Origin of the sequence: Flavobacterium johnsoniae, from assembly GCF_030388325.1 — a bacterium.
Taxonomy (GTDB): Bacteria; Bacteroidota; Bacteroidia; order Flavobacteriales; family Flavobacteriaceae; genus Flavobacterium; species Flavobacterium johnsoniae_C.
This window is the reverse complement of the sequence record NZ_CP103794.1, coordinates 4135966-4155611: the sequence shown is the minus strand read 5'-3', so window position 1 is coordinate 4155611 and position 19646 is coordinate 4135966. Positions and strand designations below refer to the sequence as shown.

Here is a 19646-nt window from a genome sequence, read left to right as displayed (position 1 = left end):
TTACTAACAAAAATGATAAAGAAATTAATAAGTGGTGCTGTTTTGTCCATGCTTTTGACCACAAATGGACAAGCACAATCAGTCGCAAATACTGATAAACAAATTGTAAAAGTTGACTTTGATTTTTTTCAAAGAAGACTGGAAGAAGTTCATGATCCAAGTTATGATTCGTGGGTGATTAATGAAGGAAAAGAAGCCGAAAAATCATTTAATAATGTGTCATTTAAGTTAAAAGGAAACTTCACTTCAAAATGGTATAAAGTTGGAATGAGCGCTCCGTTTTACAACAAATTAGGAAGCGATGGTTTGGTTACTGCCGAAAATTTAGAATTGAAAATCAGTGGACTAAAAGCGGGAAAACATACACTTTTGACTTTTCATAACGCTTTTGATGTCATTACAGGAAAAACATTTTCTCCGATAAAAATCTTCGTAAACGGAAAACTTCAGGAAACCGTAAATGCAAGTCAGAGAGCCAATGCTAAAATTGATGCTTCGATGGCATATATTACTTTTAATGCTGAAAAAGGAAAAGATGTAATCGTTCGTTTTGAAATTGATCCAACTTCAAATCCTGATGTTGTAAAACAGATTGTAATCAACGGTTTTGAGATTGATACGCCAAATTTAATGAATCAAGCCAGAACTCCAGAACCAAAAAATAGAGACGAACATGTTGAAGTTGGGAAAACTTTAACTCTAAAATGGGACGCTGTAAAAAATGTAGCATCTCATAAAATATATTTCGGGGAAGATAAAAATGCGGTAGAAAATGCAACTGAATCTTCAAAAGAATTTAAAGGAAAACTGACTGAGAAATCGTATACGGTTTCTGATTTATATTCGGGAACAACTTATTATTGGAGAGTCGATGAAGTAGATAATAATGGTGAAGTTACATTAGGAAATGTTTGGTCGTTTAAACCTGCTCAATTGGCGTTTCCAGGTGCAGAAGGTTACGGACGTTATGCAGTAGGAGGTCGTGGCGGAAAAGTAATTGAAGTAACGAATTTAAATGACGACGGACCAGGAAGTTTACGTGACGCGATTAATCAGGAAATTGGACCGAGAACGATTGTTTTCAATGTTTCGGGAAATATAAAACTGGCTTCGAGATTAGTCGCAAATCAGCCTTATATTACTATTGCGGGACAAACGGCTCCGGGAGAAGGAATTACGATCAGTAGAGCTCCAATTGGATTGACAGGAAATGATGGTGTAATTCGATTTTTGACAGTTCGCATTGGCGGTGGAACTACTTTTGACGGAATGGGATTAACAGGCGCGGATTACAGTATTATAGATCACTGTTCAATTAGCTGGACAATCGATGAATCGTTTAGTTCACGTGGCGCGCATCATATAACTTTACAGCGAACTTTAATTTCAGAGGCTTTAAATATTGCCGGACATGACAAATATCCTGCTGGAAAAATGCATGGTTTTGCGGCAACAATTGGCGGAGATATTGGTAGTTTTCATCACAATTTATTGGCGCACAATCAAGGCCGTAACTGGAGTATTGGTGGTGGTTTAAATGGAGACGGTTATTACACGGGAAGACTGGATATCACAAACAATGTAGTTTATAACTGGGGAACTAGAACAACTGACGGTGGTGCTAACGAAGTGAATTTTGTAAATAATTATTACAAACCAGGAGCTTCGACTAAAATATTTGTGGCGTTAAATGCACAGCACGAAGGTGTTGGAAAAGGAATGCAACGTTATTATTTTAACGGAAATATAATGCCAGGTTACTTTGATGAAAAATCTCAGGATAAAGGCAGAAAATCTACTATAAGTCACAATGAGAAAGTAGAATATGAAACTTTTGTAGACAAACCATTTTTTCCTTCTTACGTAGAAACGCAATCAGCGAAAGCGGCTTATAAAAATGTACTTTCAGATGTTGGTGCCAATCAGCCGTTTTTTGATAAACACGATAACCGAATTGTAGAGGAAACTTTAAAAGGTACTTTCACATATAAAGGAAGTAAAAGTGGTTTAGGCGGAATGATTGATAACGAACAAGATGCAGGTGGATGGCCAAACTTTGTATCGGAAACTCGTCCGACAGATTGGGATACAGATCATGACGGTTTGCCAAACTGGTGGGAAAAAGCTTTTGGTTTGAATGAAAATTCTAAAGCAGGAGATTTTTCAGATGCAAATTCAGATACTGATAAAGACGGATTTACGCAGTTGGATAATTATTTAGATTGGTTGGCTCAGCCTCATTATTTTGTGAATTCGGGAGAGAAAAAAACTTTAAGTGTTGCAGATTATTTTAAAGGATACGAAAACAAACCGGTTTATACTTTCTCTGATGTTAAAAATGGGAAAGTTGTTTTAAAAGGAAAAGAAATTCAGTTTACAACAGTTGAAAAAGGATTCGCATCTTTCGTCTTAACGGTAAAAGATGCAGATGGAGATTCGATGAGCAGAACGATTAATTTCTTCGTAAAATAAATTATTAAACCATATAAGTGATATAAGATATTATAAGTTTGACTTAATCTGTATTGCGAAAGTTTAAAAAGGTTAGTTTAAATGAACTTATATTGCTTATATGGTTCAAAATTATAAAAGAATGAAAAAAATATTAAATGTTTCCCTAGGATTGTTTTTTGTTAGCACTGGAGTGTTTGCTCAAAACAAAGGCTTGGTTGCGAATTCAGAAAGTCCGTATTCTAAATTACAAAGTGTAGGCTTACAAGACGTAAAATGGACAAACGGTTTTTGGAAAGAACAATTTGATGTAGAAACCAAAAACACATTGCCATATATGTGGGATTTGTATCATAATGAAACTTCTCATGCTTATAAAAACTTCGAAATTGCTGCAGGATTAAGCAAAGGAACTTTTAAAGGGCCTTCGTTTCATGATGGTGATTTCTATAAGATTTTTGAAGGAATGGCAGCGACTTATGCCGTTACAAAAGATAAAAAACTCGATGCAGAAATGGATAAAGCCATTGCGCTTTTCGCGAAAGTACAGCGCAAAGATGGTTATATTCATACGCCAGTTTTAATCGACGAACGTTGGGGAACTTTAGGCCCAGAAGAAGTTAAAAAACAATTAGGTTTTGAGAAATACAATATGGGGCATTTAATGACTGCAGCTTGTGTTCATTATCGTGCCACGGGAAAAACAAACTTTTTGAACATCGCAAAAGGTGTTGCCGATTTCTTGTATGATTTTTACAAAAAAGCTTCACCAGAATTGGCTCGAAATGCAATTTGCCCGTCACATTATATGGGAATTGTCGAAATGTACAGAACGACTAAAAATCCAAAATACTTAGAGTTAGCTAATAATTTAATTGATATTCGCGGAACCACAAATGACGGAACCGATGATAATCAAGATCGAATTCCGTTTAGACAACAGACAACCGCAATGGGACACGCCGTGAGAGCAAATTATCTTTACGCTGGAGTTGCCGATTTGTATGCAGAAACAGGAGAGAAAAAATTACTGGATAATTTAGAATCGATTTGGGATGATGTTACGTATCGTAAAATGTATATTACAGGAGGTTGTGGTTCTTTATACGATGGAGTTTCGCCAGATGGAACTTCTTATGATCCAACTGTAGTTCAGAAAATTCATCAGGCTTACGGAAGACCTTTTCAATTGCCAAATGCAACAGCTCATACCGAAACTTGCGCCAATATTGGAAATGTGTTATGGAATTGGAGAATGCTTCAAATTACGGGAGATGCAAAATATGCTGATATTGTAGAACTGGCATTGTATAACAGTGTACTTTCGGGAATGGATTTAGAAGGAGAAAAATTCTTGTATAACAATCCGTTGAATGTTTCTAATGATTTACCGTTTCATCAAAGATGGGGAAATGAACGTGAAGGTTATATTGCATTATCAAACTGTTGTGCGCCAAACGTAACGAGAACTGTAGCAGAAATTGGAAATTATGCTTATAATATTTCAAAAGATGGTTTGTATGTGAATTTATATGGAAGTAATTCATTAAAAACTAAATCTTTAAACGGAGAAGAAATAGAAATTGAACAACAAACTAATTATCCTTGGGACGGAAAAATAACGTTGAAAATTGTAAAAGCGCCAAAAGATTTACAAAATTTCTTTTTAAGAATTCCGGGTTGGAGTCAGAATGCTGAAGTTTCGGTGAATAATTCGAAAATTACAGATAAAATCGTTTCTGGAACTTATCTGAAATTAAATCAGAAATGGAAAAAAGGAGACGTGATCGAATTGAATCTTCCTATGCCAGTAGAATTAATGGAAGCAAATCCGTTAGTGGAAGAAGTTAAAAATCAAGTAGCTGTAAAAAGAGGACCTTTGGTTTATTGTTTAGAATCTGATCAGCTTCCTGCAAAAGTTAGTGTGAATGATGTGGCTTTGAATTTGAAATCAAAATTTACGACTAACCCTTTTACATTGAATAATAGAAACTTAGTTAGCATTGATGCAGAAGCGGTTATAAATTCTAATAATTCATGGAATAAATCTTTGTACAAACCGCTTTCTTCTAAAGATGCAACGGCAGTATCTGTAAAATTGATTCCCTATTTTGCATGGGGGAATAAAGGAAAAGGCGAAATGACGGTTTGGATGTCGCATTAAGTTTTGGACGCAGATGAAACGGATTTACTTCGTAAAGACGCGGATTAAAAACGGATTTTTAAATTTTGTCAAAGATATTAATCGTTCAGTTTGTCATTTAGACCGAAAGGGAGAAATCACATACGTAACTCGCCAAAGATTGTCGATTTAGATTGCGCAATTTCTAGTGTGATTTCTCCTTCGTCAAAATGACAAAAAAAAGTAAAAAACAAATGAAATACATTTTAACTCTATTTTTAATAACGACATTGTCAATATCAGCTCAAACGCTCGATAATAAATTAGCATTAACCGTTGCCCAAGATGGTTCTGGAGATTTTAAAACCATTCAGGAAGCTGTTAATAATGTCAAAGACGATTCAGAGAAAAGAGTTATAATTACTATAAAGCCAGGAAAGTATTTCGAGAAATTGGAAATTCCTGCTTCAAAACCCTTTATTACTTTAAAAGGTTTAGACAGAAATAAAACGATAATTTCATTTGATGATTATTCAGGGAAACCGCTTCGAGAACCAGATCCGTCGGGTAAAAAAGAATTTGGAACTTCAACTTCGTATTCTTTTTTAATTAAAGGAAATGATTGTACACTTGAAAATCTAACTGTCGAAAATAGCGCGGGACGAGTAGGACAGGCGGTTGCGCTTCACATAAAAAGTGATCGAGTTATTGTGAAAAATTGTAATCTTTTAGGAAATCAAGATACGCTTTATTTATCACAAGAAAATACAAGAACCTATTTCGAAAATTGTTTTATCAACGGAACAACTGATTTTATCTTTGGAGCCGCAACGGCTTATTTTTATAAATGCAACATTGAAAGTTTAACGAACTCTTATATTACCGCAGCTTCAACTCCGCAAGGGCAAGCCTACGGATTTGTTTTTGTTGATTGTAAGCTTACTGCAAAAGACAAATCTGTTGATAAAGTATTTCTGGGAAGACCTTGGAGACCTTATGCACAAACTGTTTTTATTAATACAGATTTAGGTTCGCACATTATTCCAGAAGGTTGGAATGCTTGGCTTGATTCTCGATTTCCTGATAAAGATAAAACGGCTTATTATGCAGAATACGGCAGTAAAGGGTTGAGTGCAAAAGATTTGTCTCAGCGTGTTTCATGGTCACATCAGTTGAAGAAAGAAGATATTAAGAAATATAAAAAAGATTTGGTTTTTAACGGATGGAATCCGAATAAATAAGTTCCTTAAAACTTTAAAATTTTGTAAATTTTAATTGAATAAAATAATTTTAGCTTAACGCCCGCTGCCTTTGATGGTTAGCGGGTTTTTTATTCGTTTTTTGAGTTCAAAAATTAAAAATGTAATCGTTTACAATTCATTGGTCAGAATTTACTTTTAAAAATATTTTTTATTTTATAATATTTTTTAGTCTTATTTTAATAGTATCCTGTATTGTTTTTGTAGGTTTTTTAATGTAAATTAAATGTTATTTTAATAATTATCTCTAACGTTTTCGTAAAATAGAACTATTTATAAGCCTCTATGCATCAGTTATGGTAACGCCTAGTTTTGCAGAATAAATAGTATATGTATATTTTTGATAAAAATCTTATTGTTTTTTGATCAAAACAGGATTATAAATTTTATTTTAAGCAATCATTTCTCTTGAATATTTTACATCGTTTATTTTTTACGTCCGTTTTTTATTAATATTGTTTTTTTTGTCTCATTTTTTTTGAAATTATGCTATTAAAACAGGATACAGCAGGACGGTTCTCATATATCATCGTTATATTTTTGGAATACTAAAATAAATGTGTTTTAAACATTTAATAAAAAGCTTTAAGATTTCTTTAAGTAAAATTTTATTAAAATTAAGACATGTTTAACATGACTAACTAACAATTAATAACCTAACCAAAAAAAACATTTATGAAACAAGCACTTATAAAAAGATGTAGTTTTCTTTTGTTTACATTGATGAGTATGCTGAGTTATGCTCAAAGTAATCAAGTTACAGTAACAGGAACTGTAATTGATAATGTATCAGGCCTTCTTCCGGGAGTAAACGTAACGGAAAAATCTACGAAGAATACAGTTACCACAGATTACAATGGTAAGTATCAGATTAAGGTTAAGCCAGGAGCAACATTGGTTTTCTCATTTATTGGAATGAAAAAAACAGAAGTTCCTTTAAATGGCCGTACTAACCTGGATGTTAAAATGCAAGATGATTCTAATGTATTAGATGATATTGTAGTTGTGGCATACGGTACGCAAAAGAAAAATAATGTTACTGGAGCTATTGTTACTTTAAAACCAGACGATTTTCAGGATTTGCCTGTATCGAATTTATCTGAAGCTTTAAGAGGTTTAACTCCAGGAGTGAGTGTATCTGGAGGTGCGGGTCGTCCTGGAGATGCAGCAACACTTCAAATACGTCAGACTTTTGGATTTTCTAAAGATGGTAATTCGAATATTCCTTTAGTAGTTATTGATGATATGGTGCAAATTGATCCTCAAAATGGAAAACCTACTTTAGATACCTTTAACCAGTTAGATCCTTCAGAGATTGAAAGTATGACAGTCTTAAAAGACGGTTCTGCAGCAATTTATGGATCAAGAGCTTCTCAAGGTGCTATTATAGTAAAGACTAAAAGAGGAAAATCTGGAAAACCAAAATTTACATACTACAGCCAATATGCAATGAATGATGCAGTAAGCCATAGTAAAACAATGAATGCTTATGAGCATGGAATTTGGAAAAATAGATTTTTAAATTCTAACTTGGATGCTGACAGATCTAAATATTTTTCTGCTGCAGAGCTTGAAAAAATGAAAGGTTTAGATTATGATTGGCTTAAAAAAGCTTGGATGCCTGCTGTTCAGCAAAGACAATCACTTTCTGCAAGTGGAGGTACTGAAAAAGCAACTTATTTTGCAGGTGTTACTTACTTTGATCAAGGAGCTAATTTAGGAGAGCAAGATTATAAAAAATGGAATTTCAGAACAGGAACTACTATTAAAATCTCTCAAGATTTAGAATTTTCTGCTTCCGTTTCTGCTATTACAACAGACGTAACAAAATCATTCTCTAAAGCTTCAGCAAACTTAAACGATAGTAGTTTTGGTTCGGCTGCTGGTGGAGAACAAGCAGATTATGCTTACTTGTTACACATGCCAAAATACATTCCATGGTCAACTACTGTTGGTGGAAAAGAATATTGGATGTCTCCGTTTCCACGTACAGATCGTAACTTAGGAAGTGCTAACGCTAATACAACTATTGCAGGATGGAACTATTTTGCAGGTTTAGATGCTGGAAAACAAATAGAAGAGCAATTTTCATATAATGTGAATTTATCTTTAGAATATAAAATACCATTTGTAAAAGGTTTAAGCGTAAAAGGAAGTTTTGCTAGAAGCCAATCAAGCAGTTATACAGAGCAATACCAATTACCGTATGATTTGGCAAGAATAACAAATTACCAATTAGCTGATAACCACTTAGAAAACCCTAATTCTATATATGCTGTAGAAACAAATATTCGTGGTTCTAGAGTTTATTATACTACAGATTTAGATAAATTAGTACAAGCTAACTTTTTTGCAACATATGCTAGAACATTTGGAAATCATAATGTATCTGCGATGTTTGGTTATGAGCAATCTGAAGCATGGAATAAAAATGTTCGTTTAGCTTACGAAGGAACTTCAAAAGATTTCTTAGGTAATAGTACGACTGCTGGACCAATTAGTACAAACTCACAAGCTGTAAAAGTGGAGTCTGGAACACAGTCTTACTTGGGACGTGTAAACTACAGTTTTAAAGATAGATATCTTGCTGAGTTTATTTTTAGAAGTGATGCTTCTACTAAATTTGCTCCGAATAATTACTGGGGCTTTTTCCCAGGTGCGCAATTAGGATGGGTTGTTTCTAAAGAAGACTGGTTTACTGATAATGTATCTTGGGTAAGTAATTTGAAATTACGTTATTCAATTGGTAAAACAGGAAAAGATAATATTGACTACTGGAGATGGCTACAGTTTTATGAACCATTGCCAGATAAAGGAGCTCAATTCGGTAACAGCGGAGGTCTTTTAGGAGGTGGAATTACACCGAGACCAAATCCAAACGTAGATGTACATTGGGATACTACTATCAAAAACAACTTTGGTATTGATCTTGGTATCTTAAAAAACAGATTGCAACTTTCAGCTGATTTCTACTATGATAAATCTACAGAGATGTTGATCGGATTAGCAGGTGAGGCAGGTACTCCAATTACAGTTGGAGGTGGTTTTGCAGAGGTGAATTATGCAGCTGTTGATGCTTGGGGAAGTGAGTTTAGCTTAAATTGGAATGACAATATTAAAAAAGATTTAAGCTATAGTGTAGGGATAAACTTTGGATTCAATAATAATGAAGTTAAAAAATATCCTAATCTTGCTAGAACTGATGCAAATACAAATATAACAACAGTTGGAGCTTCCACATTTTTTCCAGTTTGGGGATTCAATACTTGGAAACAAACTTCAACAGGTGATGGTATCTTAAGAACTGATGAAGATGTAGCTAACTATTGGAGTTATTTAACACAGAGAGCTACTGCTGTTGGTGGAGTTCCTAATTATATGGGTATCACTAACGTAAATGCTATGCGTAAAGGAATGTTAGCTTACGAGGATACAGCAGGAGTTTATAATGCTTCAACAGGAACTCAAGCAGGTGCTGATGGTAGAATTATGAGAAATGAAGATTATGTTAAATTAGCTAATAATAACAGAACTTACGGTTTTACAAGTAATTTAGGATTCAAGTATAAAACGTTCTACTTCAAAACTCAGATTCAAACTTCATGGGGAGGTTACAATGCTATCGATCTAGTAAAACAAGGGACTTCGTCTGCTCATAATGATTGGGCTCATGAATCTTTCTGGAATGATATGTACGATGCTACTGATAATCCTAACGGAAAATATCCTAATATGGCACAACAAGATTATATCTTTGCTCCATCAGATTTCTGGCAATTAAATACATTTAGATGTGTGGTAAGAAATATGAGCGTTGGATTTGAACTTCCAAGGGAAGCAATGAAACAAATTAATATTTCAAAAGCAACTTTAGGAATAACAGGTAATAACTTATGGGATTTGTATAATCCTTATCCAGATCATTATAGAAATATGTATGATGATTCAGCTTCTAGATATCCAACTCTTAGAACTTGGTCAATCAATTTGAATGTATCATTCTAATATTAATTAAAACAATTATGAAAGCAAAAATTTGTACATATATAACAATGATTCTTTTAATGGTATTAGGAGTTTCTTGTAGTGACGACTTTTTAGAAGAAAAAAAGCAATATAAATATTACGATGCAGAATTCTTTAAAAGTGAAGAACGTGTAAATTGGTACGTAAACAATTTATATTACGATTTTTATGATGGATATAAAACTCCAACTGCGGTAGTAGTTGGATCTTTTACAACTACTCAGTCTACTTATACAGAAGAATTAGGAGGTATTTCTGCTATGATTAATCCAAATATAACTTTAGGAACTGCAGCAGATGGATCTGGTTATTTCGGAAAAACATTAGTTGAAAATCCTGCTAATGACCCTTATAACAGAATTAGAGATATTAATGTTATGTTGGAAAGAATTGATGTGGATGGAGCTAATTTGAGCCAGACATTTCGCGATCAGATTAAAGGACAGATGTATTATTTACGCGCAGTTCAATATTTTGATTTAATGCGTACTTATGGAGGTGTTCCGATTGTTACAACTGTTCAGACTCCTTCTAAAGATGATCCATCAATTAAGATTCCTAGAGCGACAGTAACTGAATTAGTTGCTCAAATTACAGCTGACTTTGACTTAGCAGCTAGTTTATTACCAGGTAAATGGCCAGCTAGTGATTACGGTCGTTTTACTAAAGGTGCGGCGTTAGCTCAAAAATCACGTGTTTTATTAACTTATGCTAGCCCATTATTTAATAAAAACTGGGATTCTTCAACTTCAAGATGGGATGCCGCTTTGGCAGCTGGATTGGCAGCAGAAGCAGAATTAAGTTCGCAAGGTCATGGTTTATATGGAACTACTGCAAGAGATTGGGAAAGAATGTTTTATATTAATGATAACGCATTTATTTCAGAAGCAATTGCAATTAAACTTTTAGCAAGTAGCACTACAGTTACTACTTCTTTACAATCAAACAATGGTTGGGAGAGATCGATTCGTTTGGCAAGTCAAGGAGGACAAGGAAGTGGTGGAGTTAAAGCTCCAAAAGGTATGATTGATTTGTTTCCTATGGCAAACGGAAAAAGACCGACAGCAGCAAATAACTATAATGCATTCTTATTTTTTAGAGATCGTGATCCACGTTTTTATAGAACATTTGGTTTCTCAGGAAGTTACTGGCCTTACAACAACAGTTTAACTACAGCTGCAGCACCTACAGTTTGGGCATATCGTTGGTCTACAAATGCAACTACTGGTGTAGCATTTAGTATGGGTAATGATGTATCAAGTCCAGCTTTTGTTCGTAAAATGTCTAGTCCTACAGTAAGTAATGCATCAAACTACCAGCTTTCTGGAACAGATATTATAGAATATCGTTATGCTGAATTATTATTGAACATTGCAGAATGTTATGCTGCGAAAGGAGATATTGCAAATACTACAGAGTATTTAGGAAGAATCCGTAAACGTGTAGGAATTCCTGCAGCTGAAAATTACGGAATTGGTACATTAGGAGACAAATATGCAGCTCTTGAAGCTGTTTTATATGAGCGTAGAGTGGAATTAGCTTATGAAGGAAAACGTTTTTGGGATACTCAAAGATGGATGCTTTATAGTGATGATGCAGCAATTAATGATAACACAAATAGCAAATTAGGTATTCCAGTAATAAACGGAACACAACGTATTGGAAATTATTTACATTATAAAAATGGAACTAGTGCAGCAGGTACTGATCCTTTGGCAGCTGCTCGCGCTTCTATTTCTGTTGATCCAGATGCATCAAACTTCCAAGCTCAAATTACAGCTTTAGCAACTTTTTATACTGCTAATTTTGAATTGCGTTCGCCTCCAACACCAATGGATAATGTGAATAGTGTTGCTACTCCAATATTATGGAGATCAAACTACTATATCATGGGACTTAATCAAAGTGCTTTGGTTAGTAATCCTTGGTTGACACAAACTATCGGATGGAAAGATGGTAATGGAGCAGATGGAAATTACAATTACCAAGAATAGATTTTAAAATCAAAGAAAAGCTTTTCACCTGTATTCTTCTCAAAAGATACAGGTGATTTGTTTAAAAGAATTACCATAATTAAAAATTAACATGAAAAATTCCGCATTATTTATCGCATCTCTACTTTTTTTGGGAAGTGCAAAATGTTTTGCTCAATACCCTAAAATAAGTCCAGAAGTTCAGGCTCAGGAAAAAGCAATTAAAGCAGAAGCTCAAAGACTTTCTGACGAAGCTTGGGAAAAAGCATTAGTTGTTATTGAAGAAGAGGCAAAGCATGGTAAGCCTTACATTCCGTGGGCATCAAGACCAACAGATTTACCACAGGCAGAAATTCCAGCTTTCCCAGGTGCTGAAGGAGGAGGAATGTATACTTTCGGTGGACGTGGTGGAAATGTTTACGTAGTGACAAGTTTAGAAGACCGCGGACCAGGAACTTTACGTGAAGCTTGCGAAAAAGGAGGAGCAAGAATTGTGGTATTTAATGTTTCAGGAATTATCAGATTAAAAAGTCCATTAATTATTCGTGCACCTTACATCACAATTGCTGGGCAAACAGCGCCTGGAGATGGTATTTGTGTTGCAGGAGAATCTACTTGGATTGATACGCACGACGTAATTATCAGACATATGCGTTTCCGTAGAGGAGAAACTTTTGTTGGACGTAGAGACGATTCAATTGGAGGAAATCCTGTTGGAAATATCATGATCGACCACGTTTCTGCAACTTGGGGATTAGATGAAAATATGTCAATTTACAGACATATCTATAGTCCAGGACCTGGTTATCCAGATGTAAAAGTTGGAACCGTAAACATTACTATTCAAAATAGTTTATTTGGTGAAGCCTTAGATACTTACAATCACGCTTTCGGAAGTACTTTGGGTGGTGAAAACTGCTCTTTTATGAGAAATATGTGGGCTAATAATGCTGGTAGAAATCCTTCTATTGGATGGAATGGAATTTTTAATTTTGTGAATAACGTAGTTTTCAACTGGTATAACAGATCTACTGATGGTGGAGATTATACTGCGAATTATAATATCATTAATAACTTTTACAAACCAGGACCAGTTACCGATTTGACTCAGCCAATTAGCTACAGAATCTTAAAACCAGAATCTGGAAGAAGCAAATTGCCTTATATGGTTTTCGGTAGAGCTTATGTAAACGGAAATGTTGTGAATAATAACGAAAAAGTTACAAAAAACAACTGGGATGGCGGAATCCAAATTGAAAATAAAAAAGGAGAGTTAATGACTTACGATGAATCGAAAGAGTATTTCGATAAAATGAAAGCAGACAAGCCTTTCCCAATGCCTTGGTTCAATAAATTTATGACGGCTGAAGAGTCTTATGAATTTGTACTTAAAAATGTGGGAGCAACGTTACCAATTAGAGATAAAGTAGACGAAAGAATTGTAAGAACGGTTAAAACTGGAGTTCCTGAATATGCTAAAGGTTTAGAGAAAAAAGAATTCTATCAGTTCGAACACAGACGTTTACCAATGGATTCTTATAAAAAAGGAATTATTACAGATATTTCTCAAGTTGGAGGATATCCTGACTATAAAGGTAAAGCGTATGTAGATACAGACAAAGACGGTATGCCAGATGCATGGGAGAAAAAATACGGTTTAAACCCAAATGATCCATCTGATGCAAAAGGAGATTTAAACGGAGATGGTTACTCTAATATTGAAGATTACATCAATGGAGTAAATCCAGCAATAAAAGTTGACTGGAAAGATTTGGCTAATAACAAAGAAACTTTGGTTAGACCTTTATTAGATTTAAAATAGGAACAATTTTTGAAAACATTCTTGTCAAATTAAAACAAGAATGTTTTCAAATACTAAAAATAAAAATCATGGCACTAAATAAATTAAATGTTGGCTTATTATCGTTGGTTTTTGCATTTTCAACTTTAAGTGCACAACAGCATTTGGACCCCGAATATGTAAAGGTTACAAATGAAAGAGCTGCAAAAATCGTTACCAAATTAGATTTGAAAAACGAAGCAAAAGAAAAAGCAGTTTCAAATATTATTGCTCAGCAATTCAGAGATTTAACTGAAATCCAAGACGGAAGAGATGCTGAAATCAAAAAAGTAAAAGAAGACACTTCTTTAGCAAAAGAAAAACAAAATGAAAAAATTGATAAGTTAAAATCAAAAGCAGACGAATCAATTGCAAAACTGCATAAATCTTACATCAAAAAATTAGGTAAAGAATTATCAGAAGACAAAATTACTGAGGTTAAAGACGGAATGACTTATGGCGTGCTTCCTATCACAGTTGCAGGTTATAATGATATGCTTCCAAACTTGACTGCAGAACAAAAAGATTACATTTATAAAGCTTTAGTTGAAGCAAGAGAACATGCAATGGATGGCGGTTCTTCTAAAGAAAAACACGGCTGGTTTGGTAAATACAAAGGAAGAATCAACAATTATTTATCTAAACAAGGTTACGATCTTAACAAAGAAAGTGCTGATTGGCATAAACGTGTTGAAGAAAGAGAAAAAAATAAAGCTAAAGACTCTACTTCTAAAAAAGATTAAATTCTGATTTAACTTTCTATCAAAAACTATTAAACCTTAGACCATCAATTCCATGCAAAATATTTTTCCTAATCTTACCTTGAAAAGAACATTATTAGCATTTTCATTTTGTTCTCTTTTCTCATCTGCGTATGCCCAATATCCCGTAATTCCAAAACCTGTTCAAGAAAAAGCCGATGCTCTTTTAACTGAAGAAGAAACAAGACTTGGCGAAATTTGGAAAGCTAATTATCATATCATAAAAGAACAAGCTAGAGAGGGAAGACCTTATTTACCTTGGGCTTCTTATCCTAAAGATTTTGTTCATGCTGATATTCCAGCTTTTCCAGGTGCAGAAGGTGGTGGAGCTTACACTCCAGGTGGTCGTGGCGGAAAAATATTTGTTGTAACTAGTTTGGAAGACAGCGGAAAAGGAACTTTCCGTGAAGCTTGTGAAGCAGTTGGAGCAAGAACTATTGTTTTTAATGTTTCAGGAATTATTCGCTTAAAAAAGAGAATCAGCATGCGTGCGCCTTACGTAACTATTGCTGGACAAACTGCTCCTGGTGACGGAATCTGTATTGCTGGAGAAACTTTAGAAATCGACACACACGATGTTATTATCAGACACATGCGTTTTAGACGTGGCGAAACGGAAGTAACAAGAAGAGATGACGCTTTGGGTGGAAATCCAATGGGAAATATCATTGTAGATCACTGCTCTGTAAGTTGGGGATTAGACGAAAATATTTCTTTATACAGACATCAATTTGCGGCTAATGCAAAATCGAAATTAGAGAAACTTCCTGCTTGTAATATCACAATTCAAAACACTATTTCATCAGAAGGTTTAGATACTTACAATCATGCTTTCGGAAGCACGATTGGCGGATTAAATAGTACGTTTATGCGCAACTTATGGGCTGACAACATTTCTAGAAATGCTTCTATCGGAATGTATGGCGACTTTAATTTTGTGAATAACGTAGTATTTAATTGGTGGAATCGTACGCTTGACGGAGGTGATTATCGTTCGATGTTAAACATCATCAACAACTACTTTAAACCAGGACCAATTACACCGCAAAACGAACCTATTTCGCATAGAATCGTAAAACCAGAATCTGGATATATTGAACCAAAACAATACGGAAGAGCTTATGTTTCAGGAAACTTCATTGTAGGTTCTCCAGAAGTTACAGCAGATAACTGGAATGGTGGAGTGCAATTGGAAAACCTTCCAGAAGCAGAAACAAAAGAATTCTTAGCAGATATCAAAGTGCCAAAACCTTTCTCAATGCCTCATATCACTATTATGAAAGCAGAAGAAGCTTATGATTTTGTTTTAGCGAATGTTGGAGCGACAATTCCGAAAAGAGATGCCGTTGACGAAAGAATTCTGAAACAAGTTAAAACAGGAAAAATCGAAGTTAAAGACGGTTTAGAAAATTCAATTGGAAAAGAATTTATCAAAAGAAGATTACCAGCTGATTCTTATAAAAAAGGAATTATAACGCATCCTGATCAAGTTGGTGGATATCCGACTTACAAAGGAAAAGCGTACAAAGATTCAGATAACGACGGAATTCCAGATGCATGGGAGAAGAAATTTGGATTAAATCCAAATGATGCTTCAGACGCCAATAAAGATGCAAACGGAGACGGATATACGAATATCGAAAAGTATTTTAACGGAATAGATCCAAACAGTAAAATTGACTGGACAAAAGTTGAAAATAATACGGATACATTGGCGAAATTAAAGTCTTTATTACAATAAGGATTTTAATTAGTTAAATATTCTCAACGCAAACCTGACAGTTTTTAAAAACCTGTCAGGTTTAAGCACAGAAATAATATCCATCCAGTTTGTCATTCCGACGAAGGAGGAATCACACAAGTAATTCGACAAAGATTGGCGATTTTCAGAGTGGAGTTTTTAGTGCGATTTCTCCTTCGTCGAAATGACAAGATTGGAGAAAATAGGATTTTATAAATTTATTGTTCTTTAAAAGGTTAATTTTAAGAATATAAAATCTAAACCCTGAAATTTAAAATAAGAAAAAGTGAATTTCATTAAACAAAATATAATCTCTTGCTTAAAAAACACATTAGTAATAATGTGTTTTGCGATGTCTATATGTACCAACATCACAGCCCAAAACAATTTCCCAGACATCGTTAAAACCAAAGAAGGAAAACTTTCTTTAACAAAAGATAATCAAGGAAATCAAATCCCTGATTTTTCTTTTGCAGGATATAGAAACTCTGAAGTTGCAATTCCGAATCTAGACAACAAAATTTTTGTATCTCAACTAGAAGAAGATGCAACGCAGAAAATCCAAAATGCGATTGATTATGTAAGTGCATTAAAACCAGATAAATCAGGATTTCGTGGAGCTGTTTTATTGGACAAAGGAACTTTCAAAATCAGCGGAACATTATACATTAGAAAATCGGGAGTTGTTTTAAGAGGAAGCGGAAATGCGGAAAACGGAACCGTACTTTTAGGAACTGGTTTAGAAAGAGAAGCTTTAATTAGAATTTTGGGTGAAAATGATAAAGTTTACAAAGATTCATTTGAATTCGCAAATTCTTACACGCCACTTGGAACGCAGAAAATCCAACTAAAAAATACTTCAAAATTAAAAGTTGGCGACGAAATCGAAATCAGCAAACCTTTAACGGATAATTTCATTAAAGAAGTAAACATGCAGGATTTCGGTGGAGAAACTTCTTGGATTGGCTGGAAAAAAGGAGACTGGATTACAACTTGGAATCGTGTCGTAACCAAAATATACGGAAACGAAGTAACGGTAAACGCTCCAATCACAATGTCTTTAGATGATGTTTTCGGAACTTCAAAAGTAACAGTTTATTCTTGGCAGGGAAGAATTGAAAATAACGGAATTGAAAATATCTTAATAAAATCAGCCTATAATCCTTCAAATTTAAAAGACGAAGAACACCGTTGGCAAGCAATCAGCATTGAAAATACTAGAAATGCTTGGGTAAAACAAGTGAATTTCAAACACTTTGCAGGCGGAGCGGTTACGATTTTAAAAACTAGTCAGCAAATTACAGTTGAAGATTGTATTTCCACAGAACCAATTTCTGAAATCGCTTCATTTAGAAGACATACTTTTTATACAGAAGGTCAACAGACACTTTTCCAACGCTGTTATTCAGAATTTGGATATCATGATTTCGCTGTAGGCGGATTTGGAACAACTGGTCCAAATGCTTTCGTACAATGTGAATCACATTTGCCTTTCGAAAACAGTGGAACAATAGGAAGCTGGGCAACTGGAGTTTTATTTGACATTGCCAATATCGACGGAAAACCTTTAAGTTATAACAACAGAGAACAAGGTGGAAGAGGTGCAGGATGGACATCGGCGAATTCTGTTATTTGGGAATCATCGGCATCAAAAGTAGAATGTTATAGTCCGCCAACAGCACAAAACTGGGCTTTTGGAGTTTGGGGGCAATTTGGAGGAAACGGACATTGGAAAAACGTAAACGAACATATCGGTCCAAGAAGTTTATTCTACACACAACTAGAAGCCAGATTAGGAAAACTTCCGGTTCAGCCATTTATTTACGATTTAGGTTCAGAAGCTTCTTCAAGTCCGAGTGTAGAAGTGGCTGCGGAATTGACTAAAAGCTCAGCAACGACTGCAAAAAGTTTACAAGAATTGATTGCAGAAGCTTCAAAAGCAAATCCAATTAATACAGACAGTAAAGGTTTAAAAAATGCAAACGATTTAAAAGTTGCTTCAAATAAAACAGAAAAATCAGCTTCTAAAGTAACAACAGAAAACGGTTGGTTGACATTTGAAGGAAAAGTAATTGCTGGAAAACAAACCAACGTAGCTTGGTGGAGAGGTGATTTAAGTGATGATTTCGTTAATAAATCAACACCGCACATCACTCGTTTCGTTCCAGGAAGAACAGGAAATGGATTGACGGATAAAGTTCAGGAGACTGTAGATTATTTGACAAAAAATAATATCGTTGCCTTAGAACATAATTACGGTTTATGGTACGACAGAAGAATGGACGATCACGAACGTGTACGCCGAGTTGATGACGATGTTTGGCCTCCGTTTTACGAACAGCCTTTTGCAAGAAGCGGACAAGATCTAGCTTGGGATCATTTGAGTAAATACGATTTAACAAAATTCAACGATTGGTATTGGAATCGTTTAGCACAGTTTGCAACATTAGCAGAACCAAACGGACAATTGTTAATCAATCAGCAATATTTTCAGCATAATATTTTAGAAGCAGGAGCTCACTGGGCAAGTTCGCCTTGGCGTTCAGCAAACAATATCAACAGCACAGGTTTTCCGGAGCCACCGCCTTATGCAGGAGACAAACGTATTTTTATGGCAGAGCAGTTTTACGATATTACAAATGCTCAAAGAAGAAAATTGCACGAAGGTTTCATCAGAAAATCATTTGAGAACTTTCAGGAAAACAGCAATGTAATTCAGCTTACAAGTGCAGAATATACTGGTCCATTACATTTTATGGAATTCTGGATTGACCAAGCTCAAAAATGGAAAGACGAAACAGGTAAAAAAGGCTTAATCGGTTTAAGCGCGACAAAAGATGTTCAGGATGCTATTTTGAATGATGCCAAAAGAGTAAAAACCGTTGATGTAATTGACATTCGTTATTGGTATTACAAAGAAGACGGCTCAGCTTATGCACCGCAAGGAGGTGTAAATTTAGCACCAAGACAGCACGCCAGAAAACTAAAAACCGGAAAAGAAACTGATAATCAAGTTTATCGTGCCGTTCGTGAATACCGAGAAAAATATCCTGAAAAAGTCATTTTATATTCAACAGACGGTTCATCAAGATTTGGATGGCCGGCTTTAATGGCGGGGGCTTCAATGCCAAACATTCCGAAAATCGAGTTGCCTCAGTTTTATTCCGCTTTAAGCGAAATGAAATTAGTTGACGGAAATACCTTTTCAGACAATCTTTGGAAATTGGAAAACAAAGGAAAAAGCTACCTTTTTTTCTTGAAAAATGATCAGGATATCACAATCGATTTAGCAAACGAAAAAGGTACATTTGAAGTATTTGCAATCAATGCTTCAATAGGAACTATAACCAAAAAAGCCAACATCATTGGAGGAAAACAAGTAACAATTCCACAAGCCGAAATAAAAGAAAAAGTGCTTTTTGTAGTAAGAAAGTAAAAGAAGGGTTTGCCACGAATTACACGAATTGGCACGA

9 protein-coding genes are annotated in these 19646 nt (G+C 34.8%); all 9 read left to right on the top strand.

Annotation, left to right across the window (positions count from 1 at the left end; genetic code table 11):
• The first annotated feature begins 12 nt into the window (after nt 1–12).
• Nucleotides 13–2472 carry a pectate lyase family protein gene (locus tag NYQ10_RS17820; protein WP_289877575.1) on the top strand — a complete coding sequence of 820 codons (2460 nt, stop codon included), beginning with the start codon at nt 13–15 and terminating at the stop codon, nt 2470–2472.
• A 121-nt stretch (nt 2473–2593) separates the two neighbouring features.
• Nucleotides 2594–4615, top strand: a complete 2022-nt coding sequence (locus NYQ10_RS17815; protein WP_289877574.1) for an aceric acid hydrolase — start codon at nt 2594–2596, stop codon at nt 4613–4615.
• Between the two features lie 212 nt (nt 4616–4827).
• Complete coding sequence (locus NYQ10_RS17810) at nt 4828–5814, top strand: pectinesterase family protein (protein ID WP_289877573.1); 987 nt, start codon at nt 4828–4830, stop codon at nt 5812–5814.
• A 693-nt stretch (nt 5815–6507) separates the two neighbouring features.
• The gene (locus NYQ10_RS17805) at nt 6508–9837 is read left to right on the top strand and encodes a SusC/RagA family TonB-linked outer membrane protein (protein WP_289877572.1); all 3330 of its coding nucleotides are present in this window, start codon (nt 6508–6510) and stop codon (nt 9835–9837) included.
• 17 nt (nt 9838–9854) lie between these two features.
• Nucleotides 9855–11852: a RagB/SusD family nutrient uptake outer membrane protein gene (locus NYQ10_RS17800; RefSeq protein WP_289877571.1), complete on the top strand. Its 1998-nt coding sequence runs from the start codon at nt 9855–9857 to the stop codon at nt 11850–11852.
• Between the two features lie 91 nt (nt 11853–11943).
• Nucleotides 11944–13653: a polysaccharide lyase gene (locus tag NYQ10_RS17795; RefSeq protein WP_289877570.1), complete on the top strand. Its 1710-nt coding sequence runs from the start codon at nt 11944–11946 to the stop codon at nt 13651–13653.
• A 68-nt stretch (nt 13654–13721) separates the two neighbouring features.
• Entirely contained in the window at nt 13722–14414 is a 693-nt protein-coding gene (locus NYQ10_RS17790; protein ID WP_289877569.1) for a DUF3826 domain-containing protein, read from the top strand.
• Between the two features lie 52 nt (nt 14415–14466).
• Nucleotides 14467–16173 (top strand): thrombospondin type 3 repeat-containing protein, encoded by a 1707-nt coding sequence (locus tag NYQ10_RS17785; RefSeq protein ID WP_289877568.1) that lies wholly within the window; start codon nt 14467–14469, stop codon nt 16171–16173.
• Nucleotides 16174–16525: 352 nt separating this feature from the next.
• Nucleotides 16526–19609 carry a DUF6298 domain-containing protein gene (locus NYQ10_RS17780; protein ID WP_289877567.1) on the top strand — a complete coding sequence of 1028 codons (3084 nt, stop codon included), beginning with the start codon at nt 16526–16528 and terminating at the stop codon, nt 19607–19609.
• Nucleotides 19610–19646 lie beyond the last annotated feature (37 nt).

What these genes read in the sequence shown, in the direction of transcription:
- NYQ10_RS17780 (WP_289877567.1), top strand. Translation starts at nt 16,526, where the DNA reads ATGTCTATATGTACCAACATCACAGCCCAAAACAATTTCCCAGACATC.
- NYQ10_RS17805 (WP_289877572.1), top strand. Translation starts at nt 6,508, where the DNA reads ATGAAACAAGCACTTATAAAAAGATGTAGTTTTCTTTTGTTTACATTG.
- NYQ10_RS17795 (WP_289877570.1), top strand. Translation starts at nt 11,944, where the DNA reads ATGAAAAATTCCGCATTATTTATCGCATCTCTACTTTTTTTGGGAAGT.
- NYQ10_RS17800 (WP_289877571.1), top strand. Translation starts at nt 9,855, where the DNA reads ATGAAAGCAAAAATTTGTACATATATAACAATGATTCTTTTAATGGTA.
- NYQ10_RS17815 (WP_289877574.1), top strand. Translation starts at nt 2,594, where the DNA reads ATGAAAAAAATATTAAATGTTTCCCTAGGATTGTTTTTTGTTAGCACT.
- NYQ10_RS17820 (WP_289877575.1), top strand. Translation starts at nt 13, where the DNA reads ATGATAAAGAAATTAATAAGTGGTGCTGTTTTGTCCATGCTTTTGACC.
- NYQ10_RS17785 (WP_289877568.1), top strand. Translation starts at nt 14,467, where the DNA reads ATGCAAAATATTTTTCCTAATCTTACCTTGAAAAGAACATTATTAGCA.
- NYQ10_RS17790 (WP_289877569.1), top strand. Translation starts at nt 13,722, where the DNA reads ATGGCACTAAATAAATTAAATGTTGGCTTATTATCGTTGGTTTTTGCA.
- NYQ10_RS17810 (WP_289877573.1), top strand. Translation starts at nt 4,828, where the DNA reads ATGAAATACATTTTAACTCTATTTTTAATAACGACATTGTCAATATCA.